We start from the raw sequence: 26,979 nt of genomic DNA on the forward strand, positions 1-26,979 counted from the left end.
CGGTGTCACCCCGCCCGGCTGCCGCGGCGGCATGCGCCCGCCACAAAATTCTGCGACAGCCCGCCGCCGATCCTTGGCCGGGCAATCGCCCGCGTGTAGTAGATGTGGCAGCCACCCCAGCTGAAGCTCTCAGGAGTGAACTTCGCAGCCGATGTGCGATCCAGCGAAACAGTGGTCATCTGCGACCCTTCCCTCGCGAGGGGCCAACTTCCAGTTTGTTTCGTGGCACTTTTAGTGCTTTTAGAATGAGTTGAGGCTTCTTTATGAACCGCGTACTCAACAAACTCGATGATGACAATATTCAATTATTGAACAGGCCAACTTGGCAAAACATCGGAATGCCGGCGTGAGGTCTAGCCGGTTGGACGATACTACATTTTTTACCCCTTGACCTGCAACGCCGTGTATCGGTTTGGTTGCGCGGCGGCCTGCGCGGCCACCCCAATGCGCTGTCCGAGGTCGATTCGAACAAATACTGTTGAGTAACTCAATTGACGCCGAAAACACGCCGAAGGCGATTCTTGAATTGCCGATAAAACGACGTGGAGTGCGCTCAATCGACAAACCTGAGCGGAAACTGGCCCAAATTCCGAAATTCACTCAGGAAGAGCCAAGAAACGTGTCGATTCGGTGTCGAGGGCGTGACCGCATGGCGCCGCCGCAGCATGTCCGGCTGTTGTGGGCGGTCGCGGGGGCGGAGCTCCGTCGCCAGGACTCGAACCTGAACTGTCTGAACCAAAATCAGAAGTGCTGCCGATTACACCACGACGGATCGCTTCGACCAGCGGGGAAGACCGCGTCCACTGTAGACGACCGTGCGGGCCGATCGCGGACTGCAGCCGGCACTTCGGGGGATAACCTGTTAGGCGTGGCCGCGCCGGATAAGGAAACCAAGGCGCCCCGCACCAGAATGACCGGGAGCGAGCGTCGCCATCAACTGATCGACATCGCGCGGTCGCTGTTCGCCGAACGGGGCTACGAAGGCACCTCTATCGAGGAGATCGCCCTCCGCGCCAACGTCTCCAAGCCCGTTGTTTACGAGCATTTCGGCGGCAAAGAAGGGCTCTACGCGGTCGTCGTGGACCGGGAGATGTCGTCGCTGCTGGACCGCATCACCTCGTCGCTGACCAACAACCGGTCCCGGGTGCGGGTGGAGACGGTCGCTCTCGCTCTGCTGACCTATGTCGAGGAACACACCGACGGATTCCGGATCATGATCCGCGACTCTCCGGCAGCGATCAGCTCAGGCACCTATTCCAGCTTGCTCAACGACGCCGTCAACCAGGTCAGCTCGATCCTGGCCGGCGACTTCGCCCGCCGGGGATTGGACTCCGAGCTCGCGCCGCTGTACGCGCAGGCGCTGGTCGGGTCGGTGTCGATGACCGCTCAGTGGTGGCTGGACACCCGGGAGCCCAAGAAGGAAGTGGTGGCCGCCCACTTGGTCAACCTGATGTGGAACGGCCTGACCCATCTGGAAGCCGACCCACACCTGCAGGGCGAATAGACACAACGTCTGCTGTTCTCCAAAAGCCATGCCGTTAGGGATCGTTGACGTGCTGGGTCAATATTGACGAGGTGGTAACCCATACAATGGCGGCATCATGACCGCACCGGGGCAGGACTCTGTGACCACCCCGATCTCGGGACTAGTGGAGTCGGCGCTACGCACGCCGACACTGCAACGGCTCATCGACCTGGCGGCCGATCGACCCGGGGAATTGGCACTGGTCGGACCGGCCAGCGCGCGCCTGTTCGTCGCCAGCGCGCTGGCTCGGCAGGGGCCGCTGCTAGTCGTCACCGCGACCGGTCGAGAAGCGGACGACCTGTCGACTGAATTGCGCGGCGTGCTGGGCGACGCGGTGGCGATGTTCCCGTCCTGGGAGACGCTCCCGCACGAGCGGCTCTCGCCCGGTGTAGACACCGTCGGCGCCCGGATGATGCTGCTGCGTCGGCTGTCGCATCCGCAAGACGCCCGGCTCGGCCCGCGGCTGCAGGTGGTGGTCACCGCGGTCCGCTCGCTGCTGCAGCCGATGGCCTCGCGACTGGGTCAGGCCGAACCCCTCACGCTGACCGTCGGCGATGAGCTGGCCTTCGAAGACGTCATCACCCGGCTGGTCGAGCTGGCCTACAGCCGGGTGGACATGGTCGGGCGGCGCGGCGAATTCGCGGTCCGCGGTGGCATTCTCGACGTTTTTGCGCCGACCGCCGAGCATCCGGTGCGTGTCGAGTTCTGGGGCGACGAGGTCGGCGAGATGCGGATGTTCTCGGTGGCCGATCAGCGGTCGATCACCGAGATCGGCGTTGACTCCGTTGTCGCGGTCGCATGCCGGGAGCTGTTGCTGACCGACGACGTGCGGACGCGGGCGGCCGAGCTGGCCGGTCATCAGCCGGTGCCCGAGCATGGCGTCACCGGCGGCGTCGGCGACATGCTGGCCAAGCTCGCCGAAGGCATCCCGGTCGACGGCATGGAGGCGTTGCTACCGGTGTTGCGGCCCGACGAACTGGCCCTGTTGACCGATCAACTCCCCGACGGCACGCCGGTGCTGGTCTGCGACCCGGAAAAGGTGCGAACCCGGGCGGGCGACCTGATCAAGACCGGCCGCGAATTCCTCGATGCGTCATGGTCGGTGGCCGCCGTGGGTGGTGATTCGCCGATCGACGTCGAGGACCTCGGCGGATCCGGCTTTCGCGAATTCGGAGAGGTGCGCGACGCCGCGCGCCAGTCCGGGCATCCGTGGTGGACGCTGTCCCAGCTGTCCGACGGGTCGGCAATCGAACTGGACATCCGGGCGGCTCCGTCGGTGCGCGACCGGCAGAGCGCCGTCGCCGGTGTCGAGGCACTCTTCGCGATGCTGCGCGCGCACGTGGCGACCGGCGGGTCAGCCGCCGTCGTCGCACCGGGCACCGGAACCGCGCATCGCGTCGTCGAGCAGCTCGCCGAATCCGACACGCCGGCAGCGATGTTGGAGCCGGGAGCCGAGCCCAAACCCGGCGTCGTCGGCGTGCTCAAAGGCCCGTTGCACGACGGCGTGGTCTTTCCCGGCGCAAACCTGGTGATCATCACCGAGACCGATCTGACCGGCAACCGGATGACCGCCACCGACGGCAAACGGCTGGCCGCCAAGCGCCGCAACACCGTCGACCCGCTGGCGCTGACCGCGGGCGACCTGGTGGTGCACGACCAGCACGGCATCGGCCGGTTCGTGGAGATGACCGAGCGCACCGTCGGCGGTGCGCGTCGCGAGTACCTGGTGCTGGAGTACGCCTCGAGCAAGCGGGGGCAGAACCAAACCGACAAACTCTACGTGCCGATGGATTCGCTGGATCAGCTCTCCCGCTATGTCGGCGGGCAGGCGGCGACGCTGAGCCGGCTCGGCGGCAGCGACTGGACCAACACCAAAACCAAAGCGCGCAAAGCGGTTCGGGAGATCGCCGGCGAGCTGGTGGCGCTGTACGCCAAGCGGCAGGCCAGCGCCGGCTACGCGTTCGGCCCGGACACCCCGTGGCAGGCCGAGATGGAGGACGCGTTCGGCTTCACCGAGACCGTCGACCAGCTCACCGCCATCACCGAGGTCAAGTCCGACATGGAAAAGCCGGTGCCGATGGACCGGGTGATCTGTGGTGACGTCGGCTACGGCAAGACCGAGATCGCGGTCCGCGCGGCGTTCAAAGCCGTCCAGGACGGCAAGCAGGTCGCCGTGCTGGTGCCCACCACGCTGCTGGCCGACCAGCACTTCCAGACGTTCACCGCCCGGATGGCCGGTTTCCCGGTCCGGATCAAGAGCCTGTCGCGATTCACCGAGGGCGCCGAATCACGGGCCGTGCTCGACGGGATGGCCGAAGGCAACGTCGACATCGTGATCGGCACGCACCGACTGCTGCAGACCGGGGTGCGGTGGAAGGACCTCGGCCTGGTGGTCGTCGACGAAGAGCAGCGCTTCGGCGTCGAGCACAAGGAGCACATCAAGTCGCTGCGCACCCATGTCGACGTCCTGACGATGAGCGCCACCCCGATCCCCCGCACCCTGGAGATGAGCCTGGCCGGCATCCGCGAGATGTCGACGATCCTGACGCCGCCCGAGGAGCGCTACCCGGTGCTGACCTACATCGGTGCGCAGGACGACAAGCAGATCGCCGCGGCGCTGCGACGGGAGCTGCTGCGCGACGGGCAGGCCTTCTACGTGCACAACCGGGTCAGCTCCATCGACGCGGCGGCGGCGCGGGTACGTGAGCTGGTGCCGGAAGCCAAAGTTGCGGTCGCGCACGGGCAGATGCCCGAGGAACAGCTGGAGACCACCGTCGAGGGATTCTGGAACGGCGAGTTCGACATCCTGGTCTGCACCACGATCGTCGAGACCGGGTTGGACATCTCCAACGCGAACACGCTGATCGTCGAGCGGGCCGACACCTTCGGGCTGTCCCAGCTGCACCAGCTGCGTGGCCGGGTCGGCCGCAGCCGGGAGCGTGGTTACGCCTACTTCTTGTATCCGCAGCACGCGCCGCTGACCGAAACCGCCTACGACCGGCTGGCGACCATTGCGCAGAACAACGACCTGGGCGCCGGCATGGCCGTGGCGATGAAGGACTTGGAGATCCGCGGCGCCGGCAACGTGTTGGGCGCCGAGCAGTCCGGTCACGTCGCCGGGGTGGGCTTCGACCTCTATGTCCGGCTGGTCGGCGAGGCGGTCGAGGCGTATCGCGCCGCGGCCGACGGCGAGACCGTGCTCAGCGCCGAGGAGCCCAAGGACGTCCGGATCGACCTGCCGGTGGATGCGCATCTGCCGCCGGACTACATCCCGAGCGACCGGTTGCGGCTCGAGGGATATCGGCGGCTGGCCGCAGCGAGCAGCGACGGTGATATCGATGCCGTCATCGAGGAGCTGATCGACCGCTACGGCGCGCTGCCCGAAACCGCCGAGCTGCTGGTGGCGGTGGCGCGACTTCGTCTGGTCTGCCGTGCCGCGGGCATCACCGAGGTGTCGGCGGCTTCTGCGGCGACGCTGCGGGTCTCGCCGCTGGATCTGCCCGATTCCGCGCAGGTGCGGCTGGCCCGCCGGTACCCGGGCGCGCGTTACCGCGCTACGGCCTCGGCGGTGCAGGTCCCGATTCCGCGGGCCGGCGGCGTCGGCGCACCGCGGATCCGCGACCTGGAACTGGTGCACATGGTCACCGAATTGGTGGCGGCGCTGGTCGGTAAACCAGGAGAATCGGCCGCGGGGACCGAGCGGCGCGCACAATGACGTTCGCCGGTAGTGAGGAGGGGTGCCTGTGACAGTCATCCTGGTTGACCCGCGTCGGCCCTCGCTGGTTCCGGTGGAAGCCATCGAGTTGCTCTCCGGAGAAGTGCAGTACACCGAAGAGATGCCCGTCGCCGTGCCGTGGTCGCTGCCGGCGGCGCGCCCGGCGCACACCGGCGGGGACGCCCCGGTGTTGTTGTCCTCGGACCCCGACCACCCGTCGGTAACGGCCCGGTTGTCCGCCGGCGAGCGGCTGATTGCCGCGCCCGGTCGACAGCCGGGGGAGCGGTTGGTGGACGCCGTCGCGATGATGGACAAGCTGCGGACCGCCGGGCCCTGGGAGAGCGAGCAGACCCACGACTCGCTGCGCCGTTTCCTCCTGGAGGAGACCTATGAGCTGTTCGACGCGGTCCGCAGTGGCGACGCCGATTCGCTGCGCGATGAGCTCGGCGATGTGTTGCTGCAGGTGCTGTTTCACGCGCGCATCGCCGAGGACGCACCGAGCCATCCCTTCGCCATCGACGATGTCGCCGAGGCGTTGCTCCGCAAACTCGGCAACCGGGCTCCGGGAGTCCTTGCCGGAGAATCTATTTCGCTGGACGAGCAGTTGGCTCAGTGGGAAGAGCGTAAGGCTGCGGAGAACCCGCGCAACTCGGTGGTGGACAACGTGCCGACCGGTCAGCCGGCTTTGGCTTTGGCGCACAAGGTCATTCAGCGGGTCACCCGTGCCGGCCTGCCGTCGGATCTGATTCCGGCGGCCGTCACGTCGATCACGGTAACAGCCGATACCGACGCCGAAGACTTCTTACGGACAGCGGTACTGGAATTCATGGACACGGTGCGCGGAGTCGAAAAGGCGGTCGCTGCCGAGCGCCGCTCGGCGGATGTTGCGGTGGAATTGGACGTCGCCCCGGTCGGTTCGATCACCGAAGACGAGTGGCGCGCGTGCTGGCCGGCGGACGGGCCGGAACCCGAACCCGACCCAGCGCGCGACGGTGCGGCGCCCGACGATCCAGGGCCTGACGAGGCCGATCCGCCGGCCGCCTAGGTGCGGCCGGTGCTGACTTCGCATTGACGCGGGCGACAACACGCGGTGACGCGGTGATATTCGACACGCCCACGGCAGCGAACGCGCCCGGTTACATGCAGCTCGGCGCAACGTCATCGTTGCTGCTCAGGCAGGTAGTGACGGTCCCAGGAGGCCCGCTTCGGGTGAGACAACGGAATCGCGTGGGACCATGGTGTCCGACGTCATGTTTAGGGGAGTTCTGTGTCGCGGGTCCGTTGGCTGCGCGCGTTGGCCGTCGTAGGCGCAACGTCGCTGCTGTTGGCATCAAGCTGTAGCTGGCAGCTTGGCCCCTACATTCCCAAGGGCGTTCCGCCACCGGCCGGTGCCATCGTGCCGCCGGTCGACACCTACGCCAACGGCCGGCCGGCCGGCCAGCTGCACACTTGGGCCGCCGCGCTCGCACCGGCACTGCACATTCCGGTGACCGCGCTGGAGGCCTACGGTTACGCCGCGCGGGTCGCTGAGGTGGAGAACCGGAACTGCCATATCGCCTGGACGACGCTGGCCGGCATCGGACAGGTGGAAAGCCATCACGGCACCTATCACCACGCGACGCTGTTCGGAAACGGTGACGTGCGCCCGCCGATCCGGGGTGTCGTGCTGGACGGAACCAACGGCACCATGCGCATCATCGACAGCGAAGCGGGCGGGATGGACGGCGAGCCGGACACCGTGCGGGCGATGGGGCCGATGCAGTTCATTCCCGAGACGTGGCGTGAGTACGGCGTCGACGCCAACAACGACGGCAGGATCGACGTCGACAACATCGACGATGCTGCGTTGTCCGCGGCGGGCTATTTGTGCTGGCGCGGCAAGGACCTCGCCACCGCGCGCGGCTGGATCACGGCGCTGTGGGCCTACAACGACTCCGACGTCTACGCCCGCGCCGTTCGGGACTGGGCTACCGCCTATGCCGCAGGGCACTCCCTCTGAGCAGGCTTTAGGCTACGGGGGCTGGTAGGAGATCCGGGAAAGAAATCCCGCACGTCTGTAACCCTCACGACGCAAAGGAGAAGCAGTGCCGATTATCGAGCAGGTCGGGGCCCGCGAAATCCTCGATTCCCGCGGCAACCCGACGGTCGAGGTCGAAGTGGCCCTGATCGACGGGACGTTCGCGCGGGCCGCGGTGCCCTCCGGCGCGTCGACCGGCGAGCACGAGGCCGTCGAGTTGCGCGATGGCGGCGACCGGTATGGCGGCAAGGGCGTCAAGAAGGCCGTCCAAGCTGTGCTCGACGAAATCGCTCCCGCGGTGATCGGTCTCAACGCTGACGACCAGCGGCTGGTCGACCAAGCCCTGCTGGACCTCGACGGCACCCCGGACAAGTCCCGGCTGGGCGCCAACGCCATCCTCGGCGTCTCCCTGGCGGTGGCCAAGGCCGCTGCCGACTCGGCCGAGCTGCCGCTGTTCCGTTACCTGGGCGGGCCCAATGCGCACATCCTGCCGGTGCCGATGATGAACATTCTCAACGGCGGCGCGCACGCCGACACCGCCGTCGACGTCCAGGAGTTCATGGTCGCCCCGATCGGCGCCCCGAGTTTTTACGAGGCTCTGCGCTGGGGCGCCGAGGTCTACCACGCGCTGAAGTCGGCGTTGAAGAAGCAGGGCCTGTCCACCGGACTCGGCGACGAGGGCGGCTTCGCGCCCGACATGGCGGGAACCAGGGCCGCGCTCGATGTGATCAGTCAGGCCATCGAGTCCACCGGATTCAAGCTCGGCGCGGACGTCGCGCTGGCGCTCGACGTCGCGGCGACCGAGTTCCACACCGACGGAACCGGATACCAGTTCGAGAAGAAGACCCGCACCGCCGACGAGATGACGCAGTTCTACGCCGAACTGCTCGACTCCTACCCGCTGGTGTCCATCGAAGACCCACTGTCGGAAGATGATTGGGACGGCTGGGTGTCGCTGACGACCGCCATCGGTGACCGGGTGCAGATCGTCGGCGACGACCTGTTCGTCACCAATCCCGAACGGCTGGAAGAGGGCATCGACAAGGGCGCGGCAAATGCGTTGCTGGTCAAGGTCAACCAGATCGGCACGCTCACCGAGACCCTCGACGCGGTCGCGCTAGCGCACCACAGCGGCTACCGGACGATGATGAGCCACCGCAGCGGCGAGACCGAAGACACCACGATCGCCGACCTGGCAGTGGCGGTGGGCAGCGGGCAGATCAAGACCGGCGCCCCGGCCCGCAGCGAGCGGGTGGCGAAGTACAACCAGCTGTTGCGCATTGAAGAAGCCCTCGGTGACGCCGCCCGCTACGCCGGGGACCTCGCGTTCCCCCGGTACACGCCGTAGGCGGAGAAAGGCACCGCTGATGCCCGAATCGAAACGGCCGGAACCGAAGCGGCGCTCACCGGCGCCGCGTCCGGGTCGGGCCGGCGATTCAGTAGCCGGCCGCCCGCGTAAGTCGACCGCAGCCAAGCGCGGGCCGACAGCGTCGACGCGGGCGATGCCCGAGGTCGTCGAACCGATCAAACAGGCGATCGCCGAGTCCGCTGAGCAGCGCTCCGATCAGCGGCTCGGCCTGACCGCCCGACGGGCCGCGATCCTGGCCTCGGTCATCTGCGTCCTGACGCTGACCATCGCAGGTCCGGTCCGCACCTATTTCGCCCAACGCACCGAGATGAAACAACTGGCTGCCTCCGAAGCCGCGCTGCGCCACCAGATCACCGATCTCGAGCAGCAGAAGGGCAAGCTCGGTGACCCCGCATTCATCGCCGCGCAGGCCCGCGAGCGTCTCGGGTTCGTCATGCCGGGTGAGATCCCGTATCAGGTCCAACTTCCGCCGGGGGCGGCGTTGCCCCCCGACCCGGATGCGCAGCCGAAGGCCGCGCCCAGCGGCGATCCCTGGTACACCTCGCTGTGGCATACCATCGCCGACAGCCCGCACGGCCCGGCGGCGCCGCCGCCACCCGCGTCGCCCAGCCCCCCGCCGCCCGGTCTTGGGCCGCCGAACCCGCTGTCGCCCGGTGGTTGATCTCGCCGACCTCGAGGCGGTGGCCCGCCAGCTCGGCCGCGAGCCGCGTGGAGTGCTCGACATCGCCTACCGGTGCCCGAACGGTGAGCCGGCCGTGGTGAAGACGTCGCCGAAACTGCCTGACGGAACGCCGTTTCCGACGTTGTACTACCTGACGCATCCGATCCTGACCGCCGCAGCGAGCCGGCTCGAGACGACCGGGATGATGCGAGAGATGACCGAGCGGCTGCAGTCCGATCCCGAGCTGGCCGCTGCCTACCGGCGGGCCCACGAGTCCTACCTGGCCGAGCGGGACGCCATCGAGCCGCTGGGCACGACCTTCTCCGGCGGCGGCATGCCGGGCCGGGTCAAGTGCCTGCACGTGGTGATCGCGCATTCGCTGGCCAAGGGCCGGGGCGTCAACCCGTTCGGCGACCACGCGCTGTGGGTCCTGGCCGCCGAGCCGTCGATGGCCGGGATCCTGACACCGGGAGACTGGATCTAATGGGCCGACTGGCCGCAATTGACTGCGGCACCAACTCGATTCGACTGCTGATCGCAGACGCGTCCGGCGGGCAACTGACCGACGTGCACCGCGAGATGCGCATCGTCCGGCTCGGTCAGGGGGTGGACGCCACTGGGCAATTCGCCCCGGAGGCGTTGCAGCGCACGCGTTCTGCGCTGGTCGACTACGCGAAACTGTGCAGCGCTCATGGTGTCCACCGGATCCGGATGGTCGCGACGTCGGCCACCCGAGACGCCGGCAATCGTGATGTCTTTTTCGCGATGACGGCCGAGGTGCTCGGCGACGTGGCGGACGGCGCCGTCGCCGAGGTGATCACCGGCGTCGAGGAGGCTGACCTGTCGTTTCGCGGCGCGGTCAACGAATTGGATCCCGCGGCAGGACCATTCGTCATCGTCGACTTGGGCGGCGGGTCGACCGAGGTGGTGCTCGGCACCGACACGGTGACGGCAAGTTTCTCGGCCGACATCGGCTGCGTGCGGTTGACCGAGCGGTGCCTGCACTCCGACCCGCCGACCGTCGCCGAAGTCGCCGCGGCACGCGAGGTCGTCCGGGAGCGGCTGGGCGAGGCGCTGCGCGTAGTGCCGGTCGAGCAGGCCCGCACCTGGGTCGGCGTGGCGGGCACCATGACGACGGTCGCCGCCCTTGCCCACGACATGCCGACGTACGACTCTGCGGCCATTCATCTTTCGCGAGTCGGAGTGGACCGGCTGCTCGCCGTCTGCGACGGGCTGATCGCCATGCCGCGGGCCCAGCGGGCCACCTTGGGGCCCATGCACGAGGGGCGGGTCGACGTGATCGGTGGCGGCGCGATCGTGATCGAGGAACTGGCGTACGCGCTTCGGGAGCGGGCCGGCATCCAGGAGTTGACGGTCAGCGAGCACGACATCCTGGACGGCATTGCGCTGTCCCTCGTCGACTGACCTACTGCCCGAACGAGATCTGCAGCAGCTGCTTCTTCTGCTCGGCGTATTCCTGCTCGCTCAGTCGTCCGTCGGCGCGCTGCTTGGCGATGTCGCGGATCGCGGCCGCAACGCCCGTCATCACGGTCCGCGGCGCGGGCGAGCCTTCGGTGTCGTCGTCAACCGGAGCCTCCGCGGCGCGCCCGGTCAGCCGCATCGGCCTGCTGTCCTCCGCGACCGCTCCTGTGGACGGCGAACCGGCCATGGCCTGCCCCGACATTCCGCCAATTCCCATCTGGTTGAACGTGTTTGCCACACCCGCTTCCCCAGCCGGTGCGGCCGCGGCGTTCGCGTCGGCAAGCGGCGTTGCGAAGGCGGTCGGGCGCACCTCGGGTGCGGTGACCGTCCAGCCCCGTGGCACCGACAGCGCCCCGATTGTGTTCGCCTCACCCACGCTCGCTGCCGTCGATGCTGCGCCGGAGCCGGTGAGGGTCGCCGGGAAGTCGTTGGAGGGGAAGCCGTTCGGCCTGAAGAAGGGGTCTTCGCCGTTCCAGCTGCTGACGATCCGGTCGGTGTGCTGACCTGTCTCCGAATCCACGACGGCGTAGGGAAGGTCTATCAAGGACCCCGCGATGCCCTGCGGCAGAACAGCTCCGAACAAGGCAAGATCGGAAGGGACGGAGATGAAAATCGTAACCAGGTTGCTCAACGTAGTCAACGGATCGGTGGCCGCCGATCCAGTCGCGGCCGAGTCCGAAGTCGCCATGCTCTGCAGCGCATTAGGCACCGCCGAAAAGGCCTGCTCTGCAGATGAAATTGCGCCTTGCGCGTTGCCGGCGGTGGTGTTGGCAGCCTGGCCGGCCGCGGCGGCCTGGCTCGCCGGCGATGCGGGATCGGTGTTCTGCTGCGGCTGCGTGAATGGCGACAGTGTGGTCGCTGACGCCGAGGCGGCCGCATAGCCGTACATCGCCACGGCGTCCTGGGCCCACATCTCGGCGTACTGGATTTCGGTGGCCGCGATCGCCGGCGTGTTCTGCCCGAAGAAGTTGGTCGCCACCAGCGCCGCCAGCAGACTACGGTTGGCGGCGATCACCGGCGGCGGCACCGTCATGGCGAATGCCGTCTCGTAAGCGGCGGCCGCGGCTTGCGCTTGGGTCGCGGATTGCTCAGCCTGTGCGGCGGTGGCGCTCAGCCATTCGACATACGATGCGGCCGCGGCGCTCATCGACGCTGACGACGGACCCGACCACGCCGGCGTCAGCTCCGACACCACCGACTGGTAGCCCGCCGCTGCGGTGTACAGCTCGTCGGCCAACGCTACCCAGGCCTGTGCAGCGGCCAGCATCGGCCCCGATCCTGGACCGGAATACATCCGGCCGGAGTTGATCTCCGGCGGATAGAAACCGAAATCCATTGCTGCGCATCCCTTTTCCGAATAACCGATGTATCCGCCAGGCGGCGGTGGGCGTTTCAGCGGCCAAGCAGACGGTTCTTCTGCTCGGTGTATTCCTGGTCGGTCAGAATTCCTTCGTCGCGAAGCTTGCTGAACTCACGCAGCTCGGCCGCCACACCGGTGACCACGGTCCGCGACTTGGACTTCTTGGCATCGTCGTCGCTGCCAGTTGTCTTGCGGTCCTTGGTGTTTGGCGTCGCGCTGCGGCGGCGCGCCGCGGCGCCGGCGGTCTTGCTGACGCCAGCGCCGACCGTCCCGGCCATCGCCCGGCCCGCCATCCCCGCCAGCGCCATTTCGCTCAACGCGCCGCCCGAGGCGCCCGACATCGATTCGCCGGTGACCGCGGCTGCCGGCAGCGCCGGCAATGTCACCGCGGTCGGGCGTACCGCGGGCGTGGCGACGGTCCAGGCCGGCGGTACCGACAACCCGCCGACGGAGTCCGCCTCCCCAAGACCAGCCGCCAACCTGGCCGATGGCACGGAGCCCGGCGGCAAGTTCAGTAGTGGCGCCGGGAATGGCTTGACAGGCGCGGGCCCTTCGCCCGGCCAGGTCTGCTCCCCGTTCCAGCCACTGACGATCTTGTCGGTGTGGGTACCGGTCAACGCGCCGACGACGTCGAAGGGAAGCGCCACGACCCCCAGGCTGCCGAGCGGAATGTCGGCGGCGAATGTCGCCAAACCCGCCGGCAGGTCGACGAAAACGGAGATCAGGTTGGCGAGCGTGCTCAGCGGGTCGGTGGCGGCGGGTGCCGCGGCGGCGGCCGACAGCGCGGCCGGGACTGCGGAGAAAGCCTGTTGGATGGTGCTCTGTGCGTTGCCGGCGGCGGAGCCGGCGGCCTGGCCGACCGCGGCAGCCTGATTGGCCGAACCGCTCGGGTTCGTGTTCTGCTGGGGCGGGCTGAACGGCGTCAGCTGCGTCGCGGCGGCCGACGAGGCCGCGTAGCCGTACATTGCGGCCGTGTCCTGAGCCCACATCTCGCCGTACTGCGCCTCGTTTGCCGCGATCGCCTGGGTGTTCCTACCGAACAGGTTGGTGGCGATCAGGGTCAACAGCAGGGCGCGGTTGGCGGCGACCATCGGCGGTGGGACCGTCGCCGTGAACGCGGCCTGGTAGGCGGCGGCCGCGGACTTGGCCTGCGCACCGGTTTGCTCGGCTTGCGCGGCGGTGGCCCGCAGCCACGCCGCGTACGACGCAGCCGCCGCACTCATCGACGCCGAGGCCGGACCCAGCCACGGGCCGGCCGTCAATCCCGAGACCACCGATTGAAATGAGCTCGCCACCGACTGCAGTTCGCCGGCGAGCGATTCCCAGGCTTCCGCGGCAACCACCAGGGGTGTCGCCCCGGGGCCGGCGTACATGCGGGCGGAGTTGATCTCCGGTGGGTAATTCCCGAAATCCATTGCTCGCCGACCCCTCTAATTCACCGCGGTCGAGCCGGCCCCGAACCCGGCCGTAGCCGAGCCGATGACCGTTGAATGAATGGTGGCACGGGCCGCGAATTTCGTCGGTCCTCCACCCGGCGCGTCGTCAGCCGGGGCGGAAATAGTCATGGAAGGCATCGGGCACTTGTCCGCGACCCGGACCGCCGATGAAGTCACCGGCTGGCCCGGTCGACATTCTGGCTCAGAGCTCCCCGAATGCATGGCGTCCCCTTTCCGACAATGGTCGAGCAGGCGGCCTGATCCGTGGTGTCTGCGTCTGCCATACGCGCCCCGCCGGCAGACTGTCGTTGCTGGCAGACATGTCATTATCGGTTTCCAGCTGGAGATATACAATTCGGCGCCGGTGCATTATGACTTTCCGCGGCGGCAGACACCGATATCTCTCAGGTTAATCCTTCATTTTTCTCAGGTTCACCCGTGCGTCGACGTCCGTTTTTGCTCCCCAGCGCCGACGCGGATGCCCGATTCTAAGGCTTGGCCTGTGCGGTATCCCGCCGGCAGAGCTCCTCTACAGCGAGTTGCCAGGTTTCCGTAAGGATGTTGTCAAAATTGCCTGAATGGCTCAGCCGGTCCGCGCTTGGCGGCTCACGCCGGCGTCGTCGGTCTGCTCGGACGGTTCCGCGGCATCGTCGGCAACGTTCTCCACGGTGACCACGTGCCGGGGCGGTAGCCCTTTGCGCAGGGTGGCCACCAGGTCCCGGTAAGGGCCGACGAGATAGACGGTGTCGCCGTCGCGAAGCTTGTGTTCGTGGCGCGGTTGTAAGTCGATGGGCGAGTCCTGCCGGCAAATCGCGATCACGCGTGTTCGGCTCGACAAGTGGCCCATCGGCAGGCCGTCGAGTTCGCTGCCCTCGGCCACCAGCATCGCGCCGACCATGAACGAGCTCTGGCCGATCGAGAAGGTGCCCAGCACCTCGACGCCCATCGCGGCGCCGATGAACCACGGCGCCGCCAGCGCGACCGAGGAGCGGACGTTCTCGAAGCCGAAACGCTGCGCGACCGCCAGACCCAGCGCCCGGTCGTAGACCCGCAGCACCACGGAGATATCGGCGCGCTTGCCGGCCTTGGGCATCACTTTCGGCCCCAGCATCTCGGCCAGCACGATCCCGGTTTCGATGTTGATCATGTCGTCGCGGGTCAACACCGCTACCGCGCGGGCCCGCTGGACGCGCGCCGCGTCCAGCGTCTGCTTCAGCGTGGCGTCACCGAAGATCACCGGCACGTCCAGCGCGCGCGCCGCCGACAGGAATCGGTTGTCCTCGTTGATCTCGACGACCGCGACGTCATACCCGGCCTCGACCAGGTCGGAGATCACCCGCATCCCGAGGGCGCTCAATCCGACGACGATGACGTGGTTGCGCAGGTGGCGCATCCGCGGTCGCGCGGAGGCGAACACGAAGCGCCGGGACAGCAACACGTCGGCGATGAACGCGACCAGCAGGGCGATGGTGGTCGCCCCGCCGAACATCAAGCCCGCGGCGAACATGCGCAGCCACGTCTCCTGGTGAGCGAAGCTGAAGTCGCCGTAGCCCGTCGTCGTGATCGTCTCGATGGTGAAGTACAACGCGTCGACCCAGGACATCCGCGGGTGCTGATAGTTGAAGCGCAACAGCAGCATTGAGATGACGATGAGGGTGAGGGCGGCCGCCAGGGCGGGATAGAACGCCGGGTTGAAGTCGTTGACGACGGTGCGGACCGCGTCGAACACCCGTCGCAGCCCGACTCGTCGGTACCGTGTTGCCGCCGGCCGTCGGACCTTGAGACCGCGTTCGGCGGACTCGTCGGCCGTGCCGATCATCACCGCCCGGTCGCCGGCGAGCACCCGTTGATTGCGGGTCGGGCAGACTTCGATTTCACCCGGGCTCGACGAATTCTCCCCGTGGATGATCGCCACCGGAGCCAGGTCGCCGTAGATTTCGCGCAGTGTCGCCGCCCGCGGCGCCTCGCTGCCGGAGACCAGGAACTGGGTCCCGGCCGCCTCGAAGGGGTGGGCCCGGCGCGCCAGGCACGCCTCGACGACGGATGGTGCGGTCAGTTCGGCGACGTCGAGGATCGCACCCGGTCCGTTGTCGGCGGCCACCGCCGCGCGCAGCACGTCATTCGCCAGCCTGGCGACCACGCGCACAGACGGGTTGGATCGTCGTGCCAGCAGAGCGATTTCGAGGTTGGCCGCGTCATCGTCACCGGCGCAGACGACTGCCAGGGCGTCGGCGACGTCGGCGCGCTCTAATTCGTCGCTGACACCGGTGAGGTTGCCGATGCCCAGCCTGACGACGTTGGCGCCGGCGCTTTCCAGCTCCTCGATGATGGTGGTGGCCAGCGCATCGTCACCGCTGACAATGATGTGATGCTGCATTTTTCTCGTCCGCCACTCCGCACGGGTGGGTATCGGCTTTGCTCGCGCTGCTACTGAAATAGGTTACACCACAGGTTTACCTGATCCGGCCGCAGCGCTTGATTTTGCTGGCATGGCCCGGGTCGCCAGTCGCAGACGCTAACCTGTTCCTGCGCAACAACTCTCATGCCTCGAAGCGATATCCCATGCCTGCCTCGGTCAGCAGATGAGACGGGTGCGACGGGTCGTCCTCGAGTTTGCGCCGCAATTGCGCGAGAAACACACGGAGATAATGGGTTTCCGTCGCGTATTTGGGTCCCCACACCTCGCGCAGCAACTCTTCGCGGCCGACCAGCTTGCCGCGATTGCGCACCAGCATTTCCAGCATGCCCCACTCGGTGGGGGTCAGGTGGACCTCGGTGCCGTTCTTGATCACCTTCTTCGCCGAGAGGTCGACGAGAAACGACCTGGTTTCCACCACCGGGTTGTCCGCGCCGCTGGCGACCGTCGCCCGTCGCACCGCGGCGCGCAACCGGGCCAGCAGCTCGTCCATGCCGAACGGCTTGGTCATGTAGTCGTCGGCGCCCGCGTCGAGTGCGCCGACCTTGTCGGACGAGTCGGTGCGCGCGGACAGCACGATCACCGGGGCCGTCAGCCAGCCGCGCAGACCGGCCAGCACCTCGATGCCCGAGATGTCCGGCATCCCCAAATCGAGGATCACCACCTGCGGAGGGTGTTCCGTGGCGGCCGTCAGTGCGCGCGACCCGGTCGATGCGGTGATCACCTCGTAGCCACGCACCGAGAGATTGATCCGCAGCGCGCGCAGGAGTTGGGGGTCGTCATCGACCACCAGCACCCTAGTCACCGGCTTCGCTCCTCGGCCGGTCCTGTAGTGGGCCGGCCATATCGATCAGGATGGTCAGCCCGCCGCCCGGGGTGTCGGTGGCGGTGATAGTCCCGTCCATCGCCTCGATGAAACCCTTGGCCACCGACAAGCCCAGGCCCAGACCGGTCGTGGTGTCGAAATCGCCGAGCCGCTGGAACGGCTGGAACATCTGCTCCGCGGCGCCTTTGGACACTCCGGGCCCTTCGTCGACGATGTTGATCAACACCCGCGGTCCGACCTGGCCCGCATTGACCCGCACGAAGCTGGCCGGCGCGTAGCGCAGCGCGTTGTCGATCACGTTGGACAGCACGCGTTCCAGCAGACCCGCGTCGCCCATCGCGACCGTACCGCCGACCTCCACCTTGACCCGGTCGATGCTCGCCCGCCCGTAGATCGTGGTGCGCCCGCCGATGCCGACGAGCGCGCGCTGGACGACCTCTTCGAGGTAGACCTCGGTCAGTTCGGGGCGAACCACACCGGCCGCCAGCCGGGACGAATCCAGCAGATTCGCCACCAACAGGGTCAGCTGATCGACCGACTCCTCCACGGTGGCAAGCAATTCGCTGGTGTCCTCGGGCGAGAACCAGACGTCCTCGGCGCGCAGGCTGGACACCGCCGCCTTGGCCGCGGTCAACGGAGTGCGCAGGTCGTGGCCGAGGGCGGACAGTAGCAGGCGGCGCAGCTCGTCGGCCTCGGCGAGCGATTTGACCTTGTCGGCCTCCTTCGGCGAGCTCACCCCGCTTGACCAGCCCTGCCGCCTGCGTCGCGACCACTGAGAGCACCCGGCGGTCGCGGCCGGTCAGGCCACGTCCGGTCATCAGCATCCAGAATTCTTCGTCAGCGACCTTGACCGCGGTGTCAGCGGAATCGACCGTCACGCAGGACTCAGTGCCCACGCCGGCGACCGGAATCAAGCGGCCGTCCACCTCACGGACCAGGCACACCGACCGCTGGGAGTAGGCCTCGCGCACCCGCTCGAGCAGCGAGTTGAGGTCGGCTCCGCGCAGCACCGACGCGGCGAACAGCGAGAGCAGCTCGGCCTCCTGGCTGGCCCGCCTGGCCTCCCGGGCGCGGCTTGCGGCGGCGTCCACCAGCACCGCGATCGCCATCGCGACCCCGAGCAGGATCACGATGGTCAGGGCATTGCTCAGGCTCTTGACGGCGAAGGAATACCGCGGCTCGGTATGGAAATAGACCAGTAGCGCCCCGGACAACAGTCCCGACAGCACCGCCGGCGCCACCCCGCCGAACAGAGCCACGCCCACCACCCCGGCGAAGAAGAGCGCCGATTTCCCGCCGACGTCCAGGGTCGGATCAAGCCGCATCGTGATGGCCAAGATCGCCAGCGGTAAGACGACGGCGGCCAGCCACGACACCACCTGGCGGGTGCGGGGTGGGATCGTCGAGAACGGCAAGCCACGGTTGGCCGCCTCATGGCTGACCATGTGGACGTCGATCTTGCCCGAGTTCTTGATGGTCGCCGCACCGATGCCCTCACTGAAGATGCTGGCCCATCGCGACCGCCGTGAGCTGCCGAGCACCAACTGGGTGGCGTTCGTCTCGCGGGCGAAGTCGAGCAGCGCGCACGACACCTCGTCGCCGACCACGGTGTGCACGGTGGCTCCGATGCTGCCGGCCAGCTCGCGCACCTTGCCCATCTCGCGCGGGAACTCCCCCGACAACCCGTCGCCGCGGACAACGTGCACCACCATCAGTTGCGCGCTGGACTTCGACGCGATGCGAGAAGCCCGGCGCACCAACGTCTCCGACTCGGGTCCGCCGGTGACCGCGACGACCACTCGCTCGCGGGCCTCCCAGGTGTCGGTGATCTTCTTGTCGGCGCGGTATTTCGCCAACGCGGAGTCGACCTGGTCGGCAAGCCACAGCAGCGCGATTTCCCGCAGCGCGGTCAAGTTGCCGGCGCGGAAGTAATTGGTCAGCGCCGCGTCGATCCGTTCCGAGGGGTACACGTTTCCGTGAGCAAGCCTGCGCCGCAACGCTTCCGGCGTGATGTCGACCAGTTCGATCTGAGCTGCCTTACGGACGATCTCGTCAGGCACCGTTTCGCGTTGTTCGACGCCGGTGATCTGGGCGACGACGTCGTTGAGGCTTTCCAGGTGCTGGACATTGAGCGTGGAAATCACCGTGATGCCCGCGTCGAGCAGCGCTTCGATGTCCTCCCAACGCTTTTCGTGAGTACTGCCCGGGATGTTGCTATGGGCGTATTCGTCGACGAGCGCCACTTCCGGCTTGCGGCTCAGCACCGCCTCGATGTCGAGCTCCGCGAACGTGCTTCCGCGGTAGGAGATGTAGTGCGGCGGAACCACTTCGATGCCCTGGATCAGCTCGCCGACCTTTTTGCGGCCGTGCGTCTCCACGACCGCCGCGACGACGTCGGTGCCGCGCTCCAGCCGGCGATGCGCTTCGCCGAGCATGGCGCAGGTCTTGCCGACACCCGGCGCGGCGCCGAGGTAGATGCGCAGCTCGCCACGTCGCTGCTTGTACACCCGGTGAGCCAGCGGATCGTCGTCGGTCGGCGGCTCGTTTGAGGAGGTCACCTCGCCATCATCCACCGGAAGGGTCAAGACTTCACCGGTGATACGCGATCCAGCTCGAGATTCACCGCCAACACGTTGACCACCGGCTCGCCCACGAAGCCGAGCAGGCGTCCGTGCTGGTTGTGGCGCACCGCGTCGCGCACCTGGCCGACACTGATGCCGCGGGCGCGCGCCACCCGGGGCACCTGCAGTTCGGCGTAGGCCGGCGAGATGTCGGGATCCAGGCCACTGGCGCTGGCCGTCACAGCATCAGTCGGCACCTCCGGCTGCTCGGGCGCCGAGCCGCGAACCGGAATGAGCTGACCGACCGAATAGTCGCGGCCGTACTGAGCGCACTGCACCACCACACCCAGGTAAAGCCGCTGGAACGCCGTGGAGGGCGGGCTCCCGGGCTTCGAGCAGGGCTCGTTGACGCTCACCACCGTGACCGGGTGGATGACATTGCCGGTCCGGTCGCGCGGACCGATCACCGACAGCACGGCGCCGACGCCGCCCCCGGTGCAGAACGGCCGTGAGCCGTCCACCTTTTCGAGCCGGCCGATCGCCAGGCTGCGCGAGCACACCTGGGTCAGCAGACTGGGTTTGAAGCCGGCGTCGGACGGATCAGTGCCCTGGGTCAGCTTGGCCGGATCGGCGGGCGTGTCGACGATGCTCTCCGGTCCCAGATTGCTGGCGCCCGACGCGGTGGGGTCGTAGCCGGCCCCGGCCGCCGAGGGCCGGCTTTGTAAGTACCGCGGCAGCGGGTTGCCGTTCTTGTCGGTGAACGACTGCCCAATCAGCCTGCTGCCCACCGGCCTTTCTGAACCATTGCGGCCCGACACGCTGAGGATCGAGCCGTTCGCCTTCACGTGCAGACCGGGAAGTTGAGCAATGCCCCACACGACCAGCGGATAGACGAAACCGGTGATGACCGTCAGCACCAGCAGCGCGCGCAGCGCCGCACAGTATTGACGAATCACGCGAGAAAAGTTCATGTCAGCCCATCCCGGGAATGAATTGCACGGCCAGGTCGATCAGCTTGATACCGATGAACGGAGCGACGACCCCGCCCAGGCCATAGATGTAGAGGTTGCGGCTCAACAACTTCGACGCGCTGCTCGGCGTGTACTGAACGCCGCGCAGCGCCAGCGGGATCAGCGCGACGATGATGATCGCGTTGAAGATCACCGCGGACAGGATCGCCGATTGCGGACTGTGTAGCCGCATGACGTTGATCGAGGCCAGTCCGGGGAACAACGCCACGAACAAGGCCGGGATGATCGCGAAGTACTTGGCGATGTCGTTGGCGATCGAGAACGTGCTCAGCGCGCCGCGGGTGATCAACAGCTGCTTGCCGATCTCGACGATCTCGATGAGCTTGGTGGGATCGGAGTCCAGATCGACCATGTTGCCGGCCTCTTTGGCCGCGCTGGTCCCGCTGTTCATCGCCACACCGACGTCGGCTTGCGCCAAGGCCGGCGCATCGTTGGTGCCGTCGCCGGTCATGGCGACCAGTCGGCCACCTTGCTGCTCGCGCTTGATCAGTGCCAGCTTGTCCTCGGGCGTGGCTTCGGCGAGGAAGTCGTCGACGCCGGCTTCGTCGGCGATTGCCTTGGCGGTCAACGGATTGTCGCCGGTGATCATCACCGTCCGGATGCCCATCTTGCGCATCTCGTCGAAGCGGACCCGCATGCCGTGCTTGACGATGTCCTTGAGGTGGATGACACCGAGCACCCCGGCGTTCGTGCCGTGGTCGCCGTTGCTGACCACGGCGACCACCAGCGGCGTCCCGCCGGCCGCCGAAATGCCGTCGACCACGTCGCCGAGAGCGGCCGGGATCGTGCCGCCCTGATCGCGAACCCAGTTGGCCACCGAGCTCGCCGCGCCTTTGCGCAGCTGCCGTCCGTCGATGTCGACACCGGACATCCGGGTCGTCGCGGTGAACTCGATCCACTGCGCGTTGTTCAGTTCGCCCGGCGGGCGCTCCCGCAGCCCGTAGGTCTGTTTGGCGTACACGACGATCGAGCGGCCCTCCGGGGTCTCGTCGGCCAGGCTGGACAGCTGAGCGGCATCCGCCAGGTCCTCAGGTGAGACCCCGTCGACCGGGATGAACTCCGCGGCCTCGCGGTTGCCCAGGGTGATCGTGCCGGTCTTGTCCAGCAGCAGCGTGTCGACGTCACCGGCCGCTTCGACGGCGCGGCCCGACATGGCCAGCACGTTGCGCTGGATCAGCCGGTCCATGCCGGCGATGCCGATCGCGGACAGCAGCGCGCCGATCGTGGTGGGAATCAAGCAAACCAGCAGCGCCACCAGGACGACGCCGTCTACCCCGTTCCCGGTCAACGCAGCGGTGTCGGCCACGCCCGGGTTGTTGAGCTTGGCGTAGATCGCCAGCGGCTGCAGGGTCACCACCGCGAACAGGAAGATGATGGTCAGTGCGGCCAACAGGATGTTCAGCGCGATCTCGTTCGGGGTCTTCTGCCGGTTGGCGCCCTCCACGAGCGCGATCATCCGGTCGATGAAGCTCTTGCCCGGCTCCTGGGTGATCTTGACGACGATGCGGTCGGAGAGCACTGTGGTGCCGCCGGTGACCGCGGAGCGATCGCCACCGGACTCGCGAATCACCGGGGCCGATTCGCCGGTGATCGCCGATTCGTTCACCGACGCAATGCCTTCGACGATTTCGCCGTCGCCCGGGATGGTTTCCCCGGTCTCGACGACGACAATGTCGCCCTTCTGCAGTTCCGGCGCGCGCACGTCCTCTTCGGTACCGGGCTTGCCGGGTGCCCAGCCCCGTAGCCGTCGGGCGATGGTGTCGGCCTTCGACTTGCGCAACGTGTCGGCCTGGGCTTTGCCCCGCCCCTCGGCGACGGCTTCGGCAAGGTTGCCGAAAAGCACTGTCAGCCATAGCCAGAACACGATCAGCCAGCCGAACCAGGACCCGTTGTGGATTGTCAGCACGCTCGACCAGAGCGCGCCGATCTCGACGATCAGCATCACCGGGTTGCGCCACAGCGTGCGCGGGTCGAACTTGCGCACCGCGTCGGGCAGTGCCTTTAACAGCAGCGCGGGATCGATGAGTCCGCCCTGTACTGGCTTGGGGACGGTGTGGTGGGGACGCGCCGACCGGGTGGAACGTGGCTTGGTAGCCGTTGAGCTTGTCATCTCAATGAATTCCTTCAGCGAGGGGGCCCAACGCCAAAGCCGGCAAGAAAGTCAGGGCGCACAGAACTACCGTCACTGCCGCGACTAGACCGACGAACTGCGGTCGATGGGTGGGGAGGGTGCCGGGCGACTCCGGCGTTCGGCCCTGGCGGGCCAGTGAACCGGCCAGCGCCAGCACGAGGATCATCGGCAGGAATCTGGCGAGTACCATCGCCAGACCGAGTGCGGTGTTGTACCAGGTGGTGTTCACCGAAAGCCCGGCGAAAGCGGAGCCGTTGTTGTTGGACGCGGAGGTGAACGCGTAGAGAATCTCCGAAAGTCCGTGCGGTCCAGTGTTGTTCATGCCGGCCCGCGGTCCCGGTAGCCCCATGGCGACGCCGGTCCCGACCAGCACCAGCAGTTCGGTGACCGGGAAATAACTTGCCGCCAGCTTCATTTCGCGCGGCCGGATCTTCTTGCCGAGGTACTCCGGGGTGCGGCCGACCATCAACCCGGCGACAAACACGGTGAGGATAGCCATGATCAGCATGCCGTACAGGCCCGAGCCGACCCCGCCGGGAGCGACCTCGCCGATCTGCATGTTGAACATCTGGACCATGCCACCGAGGCTGGTGTAGGAGTCATGGGCGGAATCGACGGCGCCCGTTGACGTCAGCGTGGTCGCGTCGGCGAACACCGCGGAATTCGCCACACCGAAACGCTGCTCCACGCCCTCCATCGCCGCACCCGCCGCAGTGGGCACGGTTCCGTGGTGGCTGAGCTGTAATACTTCGAGCATCACCAGGCTGACGGTCGCCAGCACTCCCATGACCGCGGCAATGGCGTAGCCCTGCTTGGTGCTGTCCACCATCCGGCCGAAAGTGCGCGGCAGCGAGAAGCTGATGGCCAGCAACAGGAATATCTCGACCCAGTTGGTCAACCTGTTCGGATTCTCGAAGGGATGCGCCGAGTTGGCGTTGTAGAACCCGCCGCCGTTGGTGCCGAGTTCCTTGATGGCTTCCTGGCTGGCGACCGGCCCGCCGGGAATGGTCTGCGGCGTGCCGCCCAGCGTGGTGACTACCTGGTCGTACAGGTGGAAGTTCTGAACCGCACCGCCGGCGATCAGCACGATCGCGCCGATGACCGAGAGCGGCAGCAGGATACGCACGGTTCCCCGGACCAGGTCGACCCAGAAGTTGCCGATTTCGTGTGTCCGGCTGCGGGCGAACCCACGAACCAGCGCGATCGCCACGGCGATTCCTGCTGCGGCGGAGACGAAGTTCTGCACGGCCAGCCCGGCCATCTGCACCAGGTGACCTTGGGTGGACTCCCCGGAGTAGGCCTGCCAGTTGGTGTTGGTGACGAAGCTGACCGCGGTGTTCCAGGCCAGCGAGGGCGTCATCGTGGTCGCCGGATCGTGCAGGTGTAGCGGCAGCTTGTCCTGCAGCAGCTGAAAGAAGAACAAGAACAGCACGCTGACCGCCGAGAACGCCAAAAGGCTTCTCGCGTAGGCATACCACGGCTGTTCGGCTTTGGGGTCGGCGCCGATGACGCGGTAGATCACCTTCTCGATTCGCCAGTCGCGCTCCGACGTGTAGACGCGGTACATGTAGTCGCCGAGCGGCACGTGCACAGCGATCAGTGCCAGCAACAGTAAGGCGATCCCCACGGTGGATGTGCTCACCTAGAACTTCTCCGGAAGGTACAGCGCCACGACCATATAGACGACGAGTACGGCCGCGAGCGCGAGGCCGACGATGTTGTCGAGGCTCATGTGCGCGCCCCCTGAGTATTGGCGCCGTCCATACGTGCCACCGCGTCGTACGCGCGGCTCACAGCTTCTCGACCAGCTTCTGCGCGTAGCCCAGGACGGCGAACACCGCCACCGTCAGCAGGACGTAGGCAACCACGGACATCGCTTCTCCGTTCGTGACAAGCCGGTCAGGCCGATCGGCGGTCGAGTATTAGTTCCGGCATGCAAATTTAGTCGTGACGATGAGGTCTGGAAAGAAGTTAAGCGCCGCAGATGTCAAAAAGCGCCGCCGCTAACGCTTTCTTTACAGTGTGTCGCACAATTCGTGTTTGCGAGATGTGATGGTCAACGCCTTCAAATGTGGCTTAAGCGGAAGAAGCGTTTGCTGAGCGTGATGTGATGCAGGCTACTTCGCCAGCGGCAGGCGCACCCGGAAAATGGTTCGGCCCCCTGCGGATTCGGCCGCGACCGATCCGTTGTGGGCCTTGACGATCGAGTCGACAATAGCCAGGCCGAGACCGTTTCCGCCACCTTCAGCGGGGGCGTCCTTGGCTCGCACGAAACGATCGAAGAGATGGGGAAGCAGTTCGGGACCGATGTCGGGCCCGTTGTTGGCCACCGTCAGCTCGGCATGGGGCTCGTCGGTTCTCGAGCGTTGGCACGTGATGGCCGTCTTCACGGTGACCCCGGCCGGGGTGTGGACCCAGCCGTTCGTCAGCAGATTGCTCACCAATTGGTGCAGGCGGTCCGAGTCGCCGCTCACCCAGACCGGATCGTCAGGCAGGTCCTTGACCCAGTTGTGGCTCGGCGCTGCCACGGCGGCGTCGTTGCATGCGTTGAGAACGATGTCGGCCAGGTCGACGTCCTCAGTGCGCAGGTCGTCGCCCTCGTCCAGGCGCGAAAGCAGGAGCAGTTCGTCGACCAAAGAGGTCATCCGGCGGGCCTCCGACTCGATCCGGGCCAACGCGTACTCGGTGGTGGGGGGTAGCGCGGCGCTGTCCTGGCGGGTGAGCTCGGAATAGCCCTGGAGCGCCGCCAACGGCGTCCGCAGTTCGTGGCTGGCGTCGGTGAGGAATTGGCGCATTCGCCGATCGGATTCGGTCCGGTGAGCCAGCGCGCTGTCGACGTTGTCCAGCAACCGGTTCAGGGTGTGCCCGACGATGCCCACCTCATTGTCGGGGTCGGTGTCGTCGGGCCGGACCCGGGTGGTGATGCGGTGCTCGTCACCGGTGAGCGGCGTACCGGCCACCTCGGCTGCGGTGACCGCGACCCGGCGTAGTGGCCGCAGCGCGTAGCCGACCACCAGAGCGGTCAGGCCCGCGGTCACCAGTAGCGCCGCGATGGAAAGCACTGTCGCGCTGACGATTCGGCGGTTGATGGTCTTATCGACCAGGTCAAGTGATACTCCGACCACCAGCAGATCGCCGGTGCCGGTGTGCTGGCTGCTCACCCGGTATGGACCGAGTCTGCCCAGTTTCGCGGTATGTATCTCGCCGTCGCGCCAGGGCCGCGCCTTGATGGCCGTGATGACGTCGGGTGAGGCGGGTTGCGGGTTGTCCTCGTAAAAGATCGCCGAACCAAGCACGTCGCCGCCGTGCACCACCGCGATGACATTTCCCGGGTTCTGCTCGGTGAATCTCATCATGGCGGCTTCGAGTTCACGATGCGGAACGATCTGACCGGCGAGGTATTTCGCGTACGAGTGGTCAAGTGCATCAAGCGATTCGGAGACTTCCGCATCGTTGATCGCGTTGACATAGGCCCGCAGGCTGACCACCGAGATGACGCCGACCACCAGCATGACGATCGTGACCACCGCCGAGACGCCCAGGACAAGTTGGTGACGCAGTGTGCGCGGCCGCCACCACGGAGTCGCTGGGGCCCCGGTCATTCCACTGCCACCTCGGTGTTAAGCCGGCGGGCGGAGCATGTACCCCACACCTCGCACGGTGTGGATCATCGGGTCTCTGCCGGCGTCGATCTTCTTCCGCAGATACGAAATGTACAAATCGACAATGCTGGTGCGCCCGGCGAAGTCGTAATTCCAGACCCGGTCCAGGATTTCAGTGCGGGTCAGCGCCCGGCGCGGGTTACGCATCAAGAACCGCAACAGCTCGAATTCGGTTGAGGACAGCGAAATCAACGATCCGGCGCGGTGAACCTCGTGACTCGCGCCGTCGAGCGTGAGGTCACCGATCGTGAGGCTCTCCTCCGCCGGTGGCGCGAGGTGGTTGGAACGGCGGAGCAGGCCTCGCAGCCGGGCGACCAGCTCCTCGAGGCTGAACGGCTTGGTCATGTAGTCATCGGCGCCCGCGGTCAAGCCGGTCACCCGGTCCATCACCGAGTCGCGCGCCGTCAGGAACAGCGTGGGGGTGTAGGGCCCTGATCGCCGGACTCGCTGCAGGATCTCCAAGCCGTCGATGTCGGGAAGCATGATGTCGAGGACCAACACGTCGGGTTCGACTTCGTCGTACTTGTTGACGGCTTCGCGGCCGTTGTGGGCGACCTCGACGGTCCAGCCTTCGTAGTGCAGGGCCATCTTGACGAGGTTGGTCAACGCCGGCTCATCGTCGACCAGCAGGACCCGGATCGGCGATCCGTCGTCCCGGCTGATCCGGGGGAGCTGGCCGAGGATGGCCTGACGCGGCCGCTGCTCGCGAGTGATTCCCGACATGCCCGCCATGCTTGTCGATTCTCCCCGCAGCACACACCATTGTCACGAAGCTCATACGGTTCTC

Annotated in this window: 19 protein-coding genes, 1 tRNA gene and 1 pseudogene; 8 read left to right on the forward strand and 13 right to left on the reverse strand. The window is 66.8% G+C overall.

Going from position 1 to position 26,979, the window contains the following annotated elements:
• Nucleotides 1-5 precede the first annotated feature (5 nt).
• Both ACQY5A_RS13750 and ACQY5A_RS13755 read right to left on the reverse strand, forming a co-directional pair.
• Nucleotides 6-179, reverse strand: coding sequence for a hypothetical protein (locus tag ACQY5A_RS13750; RefSeq protein WP_428340895.1), 174 nt, complete (start codon nt 177-179; stop codon nt 6-8).
• Between the two features lie 521 nt (nt 180-700).
• Nucleotides 701-772, reverse strand: a tRNA-Gln gene (locus ACQY5A_RS13755).
• Nucleotides 773-910: 138 nt separating this feature from the next.
• On the opposite strand from ACQY5A_RS13755, the gene ACQY5A_RS13760 reads away from it, so the two are divergent.
• The 8 genes from ACQY5A_RS13760 (at nt 911) to ACQY5A_RS13795 (ending at nt 10,712) form a co-directional block, all read left to right on the forward strand.
• Entirely contained in the window at nt 911-1,504 is a 594-nt protein-coding gene (locus ACQY5A_RS13760; RefSeq protein ID WP_428341511.1) for a TetR/AcrR family transcriptional regulator, read from the forward strand.
• A gap of 97 nt (nt 1,505-1,601) precedes the next feature.
• Nucleotides 1,602-5,240 carry a transcription-repair coupling factor gene (gene mfd, locus ACQY5A_RS13765; RefSeq protein ID WP_428340896.1) on the forward strand — a complete coding sequence of 1,213 codons (3,639 nt, stop codon included), beginning with the start codon at nt 1,602-1,604 and terminating at the stop codon, nt 5,238-5,240.
• A gap of 28 nt (nt 5,241-5,268) precedes the next feature.
• Nucleotides 5,269-6,285, forward strand: a complete 1,017-nt coding sequence (locus tag ACQY5A_RS13770; protein ID WP_428340897.1) for a nucleoside triphosphate pyrophosphohydrolase — start codon at nt 5,269-5,271, stop codon at nt 6,283-6,285.
• 222 nt (nt 6,286-6,507) lie between these two features.
• Entirely contained in the window at nt 6,508-7,239 is a 732-nt protein-coding gene (locus ACQY5A_RS13775) for a lytic transglycosylase domain-containing protein (RefSeq protein WP_428340898.1), read from the forward strand.
• Between the two features lie 85 nt (nt 7,240-7,324).
• Entirely contained in the window at nt 7,325-8,605 is a 1,281-nt protein-coding gene (gene eno, locus ACQY5A_RS13780) for a phosphopyruvate hydratase (RefSeq protein WP_428340899.1), read from the forward strand.
• Nucleotides 8,606-8,624: 19 nt separating this feature from the next.
• On the forward strand, nt 8,625-9,287 hold the full coding sequence (locus ACQY5A_RS13785; RefSeq protein ID WP_428340900.1) for an FtsB family cell division protein: 663 nt from the start codon (nt 8,625-8,627) through the stop codon (nt 9,285-9,287).
• Nucleotides 9,280-9,771, forward strand: a complete 492-nt coding sequence (locus tag ACQY5A_RS13790) for a DUF501 domain-containing protein (protein WP_428340901.1) — start codon at nt 9,280-9,282, stop codon at nt 9,769-9,771. Before ACQY5A_RS13785 ends, ACQY5A_RS13790 begins: the two co-directional genes overlap by 8 nt.
• Nucleotides 9,771-10,712, forward strand: coding sequence for an exopolyphosphatase (locus ACQY5A_RS13795; RefSeq protein WP_428340902.1), 942 nt, complete (start codon nt 9,771-9,773; stop codon nt 10,710-10,712). Before ACQY5A_RS13790 ends, ACQY5A_RS13795 begins: the two co-directional genes overlap by 1 nt.
• A gap of 1 nt (nt 10,713) precedes the next feature.
• Here the strand turns inward: ACQY5A_RS13795 and ACQY5A_RS13800 are convergent, their stop codons facing one another.
• The 11 genes and pseudogenes from ACQY5A_RS13800 to ACQY5A_RS13850 all read right to left on the reverse strand — a co-directional run bounded on the left by ACQY5A_RS13800 (nt 10,714) and on the right by ACQY5A_RS13850 (nt 26,924).
• Nucleotides 10,714-12,105 (reverse strand): PPE family protein, SVP subgroup, encoded by a 1,392-nt coding sequence (locus tag ACQY5A_RS13800; protein WP_428340903.1) that lies wholly within the window; start codon nt 12,103-12,105, stop codon nt 10,714-10,716.
• Nucleotides 12,106-12,161: 56 nt separating this feature from the next.
• Nucleotides 12,162-13,544, reverse strand: coding sequence for a PPE family protein, SVP subgroup (locus tag ACQY5A_RS13805; RefSeq protein ID WP_428340904.1), 1,383 nt, complete (start codon nt 13,542-13,544; stop codon nt 12,162-12,164).
• A gap of 604 nt (nt 13,545-14,148) precedes the next feature.
• Nucleotides 14,149-15,942: an NAD-binding protein gene (locus ACQY5A_RS13810; RefSeq protein ID WP_428340905.1), complete on the reverse strand. Its 1,794-nt coding sequence runs from the start codon at nt 15,940-15,942 to the stop codon at nt 14,149-14,151.
• Between the two features lie 163 nt (nt 15,943-16,105).
• On the reverse strand, nt 16,106-16,786 hold the full coding sequence (locus tag ACQY5A_RS13815; protein ID WP_428340906.1) for a response regulator: 681 nt from the start codon (nt 16,784-16,786) through the stop codon (nt 16,106-16,108).
• Nucleotides 16,779-19,326, reverse strand: a pseudogene (locus tag ACQY5A_RS13820) (DUF4118 domain-containing protein). Before ACQY5A_RS13820 ends, ACQY5A_RS13815 begins: the two are co-directional and overlap by 8 nt.
• 62 nt (nt 19,327-19,388) lie before the next feature.
• Nucleotides 19,389-20,339, reverse strand: a complete 951-nt coding sequence (locus ACQY5A_RS13825; RefSeq protein ID WP_428340907.1) for a potassium-transporting ATPase subunit C — start codon at nt 20,337-20,339, stop codon at nt 19,389-19,391.
• A 1-nt stretch (nt 20,340) separates the two neighbouring features.
• Entirely contained in the window at nt 20,341-22,509 is a 2,169-nt protein-coding gene (kdpB, locus tag ACQY5A_RS13830; RefSeq protein ID WP_428340908.1) for a potassium-transporting ATPase subunit KdpB, read from the reverse strand.
• Nucleotide 22,510: 1 nt separating this feature from the next.
• Entirely contained in the window at nt 22,511-24,172 is a 1,662-nt protein-coding gene (gene kdpA / locus ACQY5A_RS13835) for a potassium-transporting ATPase subunit KdpA (protein WP_428340909.1), read from the reverse strand.
• The gene (locus ACQY5A_RS13840; protein WP_428340910.1) at nt 24,173-24,262 is read right to left on the reverse strand and encodes a potassium-transporting ATPase subunit F; all 90 of its coding nucleotides are present in this window, start codon (nt 24,260-24,262) and stop codon (nt 24,173-24,175) included.
• 385 nt (nt 24,263-24,647) lie between these two features.
• Nucleotides 24,648-26,132, reverse strand: coding sequence for a sensor histidine kinase (locus ACQY5A_RS13845; protein ID WP_428340911.1), 1,485 nt, complete (start codon nt 26,130-26,132; stop codon nt 24,648-24,650).
• Nucleotides 26,133-26,150: 18 nt separating this feature from the next.
• Nucleotides 26,151-26,924 (reverse strand): response regulator transcription factor, encoded by a 774-nt coding sequence (locus ACQY5A_RS13850; protein ID WP_428340912.1) that lies wholly within the window; start codon nt 26,922-26,924, stop codon nt 26,151-26,153.
• Between the last annotated feature and the right edge of the window lie 55 nt (nt 26,925-26,979).

This window comes from Mycobacterium sp. (genome assembly GCF_965277065.1).
Lineage (GTDB): Bacteria > Actinomycetota > Actinomycetes > Mycobacteriales > Mycobacteriaceae > Mycobacterium.

Coding starts and splice junctions, on each gene's coding strand:
- ACQY5A_RS13750 (WP_428340895.1), bottom strand. CDS start 179: ATGACCACTGTTTCGCTGGATCGCACATCGGCTGCGAAGTTCACTCCT.
- ACQY5A_RS13845 (WP_428340911.1), bottom strand. CDS start 26,132: ATGACCGGGGCCCCAGCGACTCCGTGGTGGCGGCCGCGCACACTGCGT.
- ACQY5A_RS13785 (WP_428340900.1), top strand. CDS start 8,625: ATGCCCGAATCGAAACGGCCGGAACCGAAGCGGCGCTCACCGGCGCCG.
- ACQY5A_RS13825 (WP_428340907.1), bottom strand. CDS start 20,339: ATGAACTTTTCTCGCGTGATTCGTCAATACTGTGCGGCGCTGCGCGCG.
- kdpB (WP_428340908.1), bottom strand. CDS start 22,509: ATGACAAGCTCAACGGCTACCAAGCCACGTTCCACCCGGTCGGCGCGT.
- ACQY5A_RS13810 (WP_428340905.1), bottom strand. CDS start 15,942: ATGCAGCATCACATCATTGTCAGCGGTGACGATGCGCTGGCCACCACC.
- ACQY5A_RS13800 (WP_428340903.1), bottom strand. CDS start 12,105: ATGGATTTCGGTTTCTATCCGCCGGAGATCAACTCCGGCCGGATGTAT.
- ACQY5A_RS13760 (WP_428341511.1), top strand. CDS start 911: ATGACCGGGAGCGAGCGTCGCCATCAACTGATCGACATCGCGCGGTCG.
- mfd (WP_428340896.1), top strand. CDS start 1,602: ATGACCGCACCGGGGCAGGACTCTGTGACCACCCCGATCTCGGGACTA.
- ACQY5A_RS13795 (WP_428340902.1), top strand. CDS start 9,771: ATGGGCCGACTGGCCGCAATTGACTGCGGCACCAACTCGATTCGACTG.
- ACQY5A_RS13805 (WP_428340904.1), bottom strand. CDS start 13,544: ATGGATTTCGGGAATTACCCACCGGAGATCAACTCCGCCCGCATGTAC.
- ACQY5A_RS13850 (WP_428340912.1), bottom strand. CDS start 26,924: ATGGCGGGCATGTCGGGAATCACTCGCGAGCAGCGGCCGCGTCAGGCC.
- ACQY5A_RS13840 (WP_428340910.1), bottom strand. CDS start 24,262: ATGAGCCTCGACAACATCGTCGGCCTCGCGCTCGCGGCCGTACTCGTC.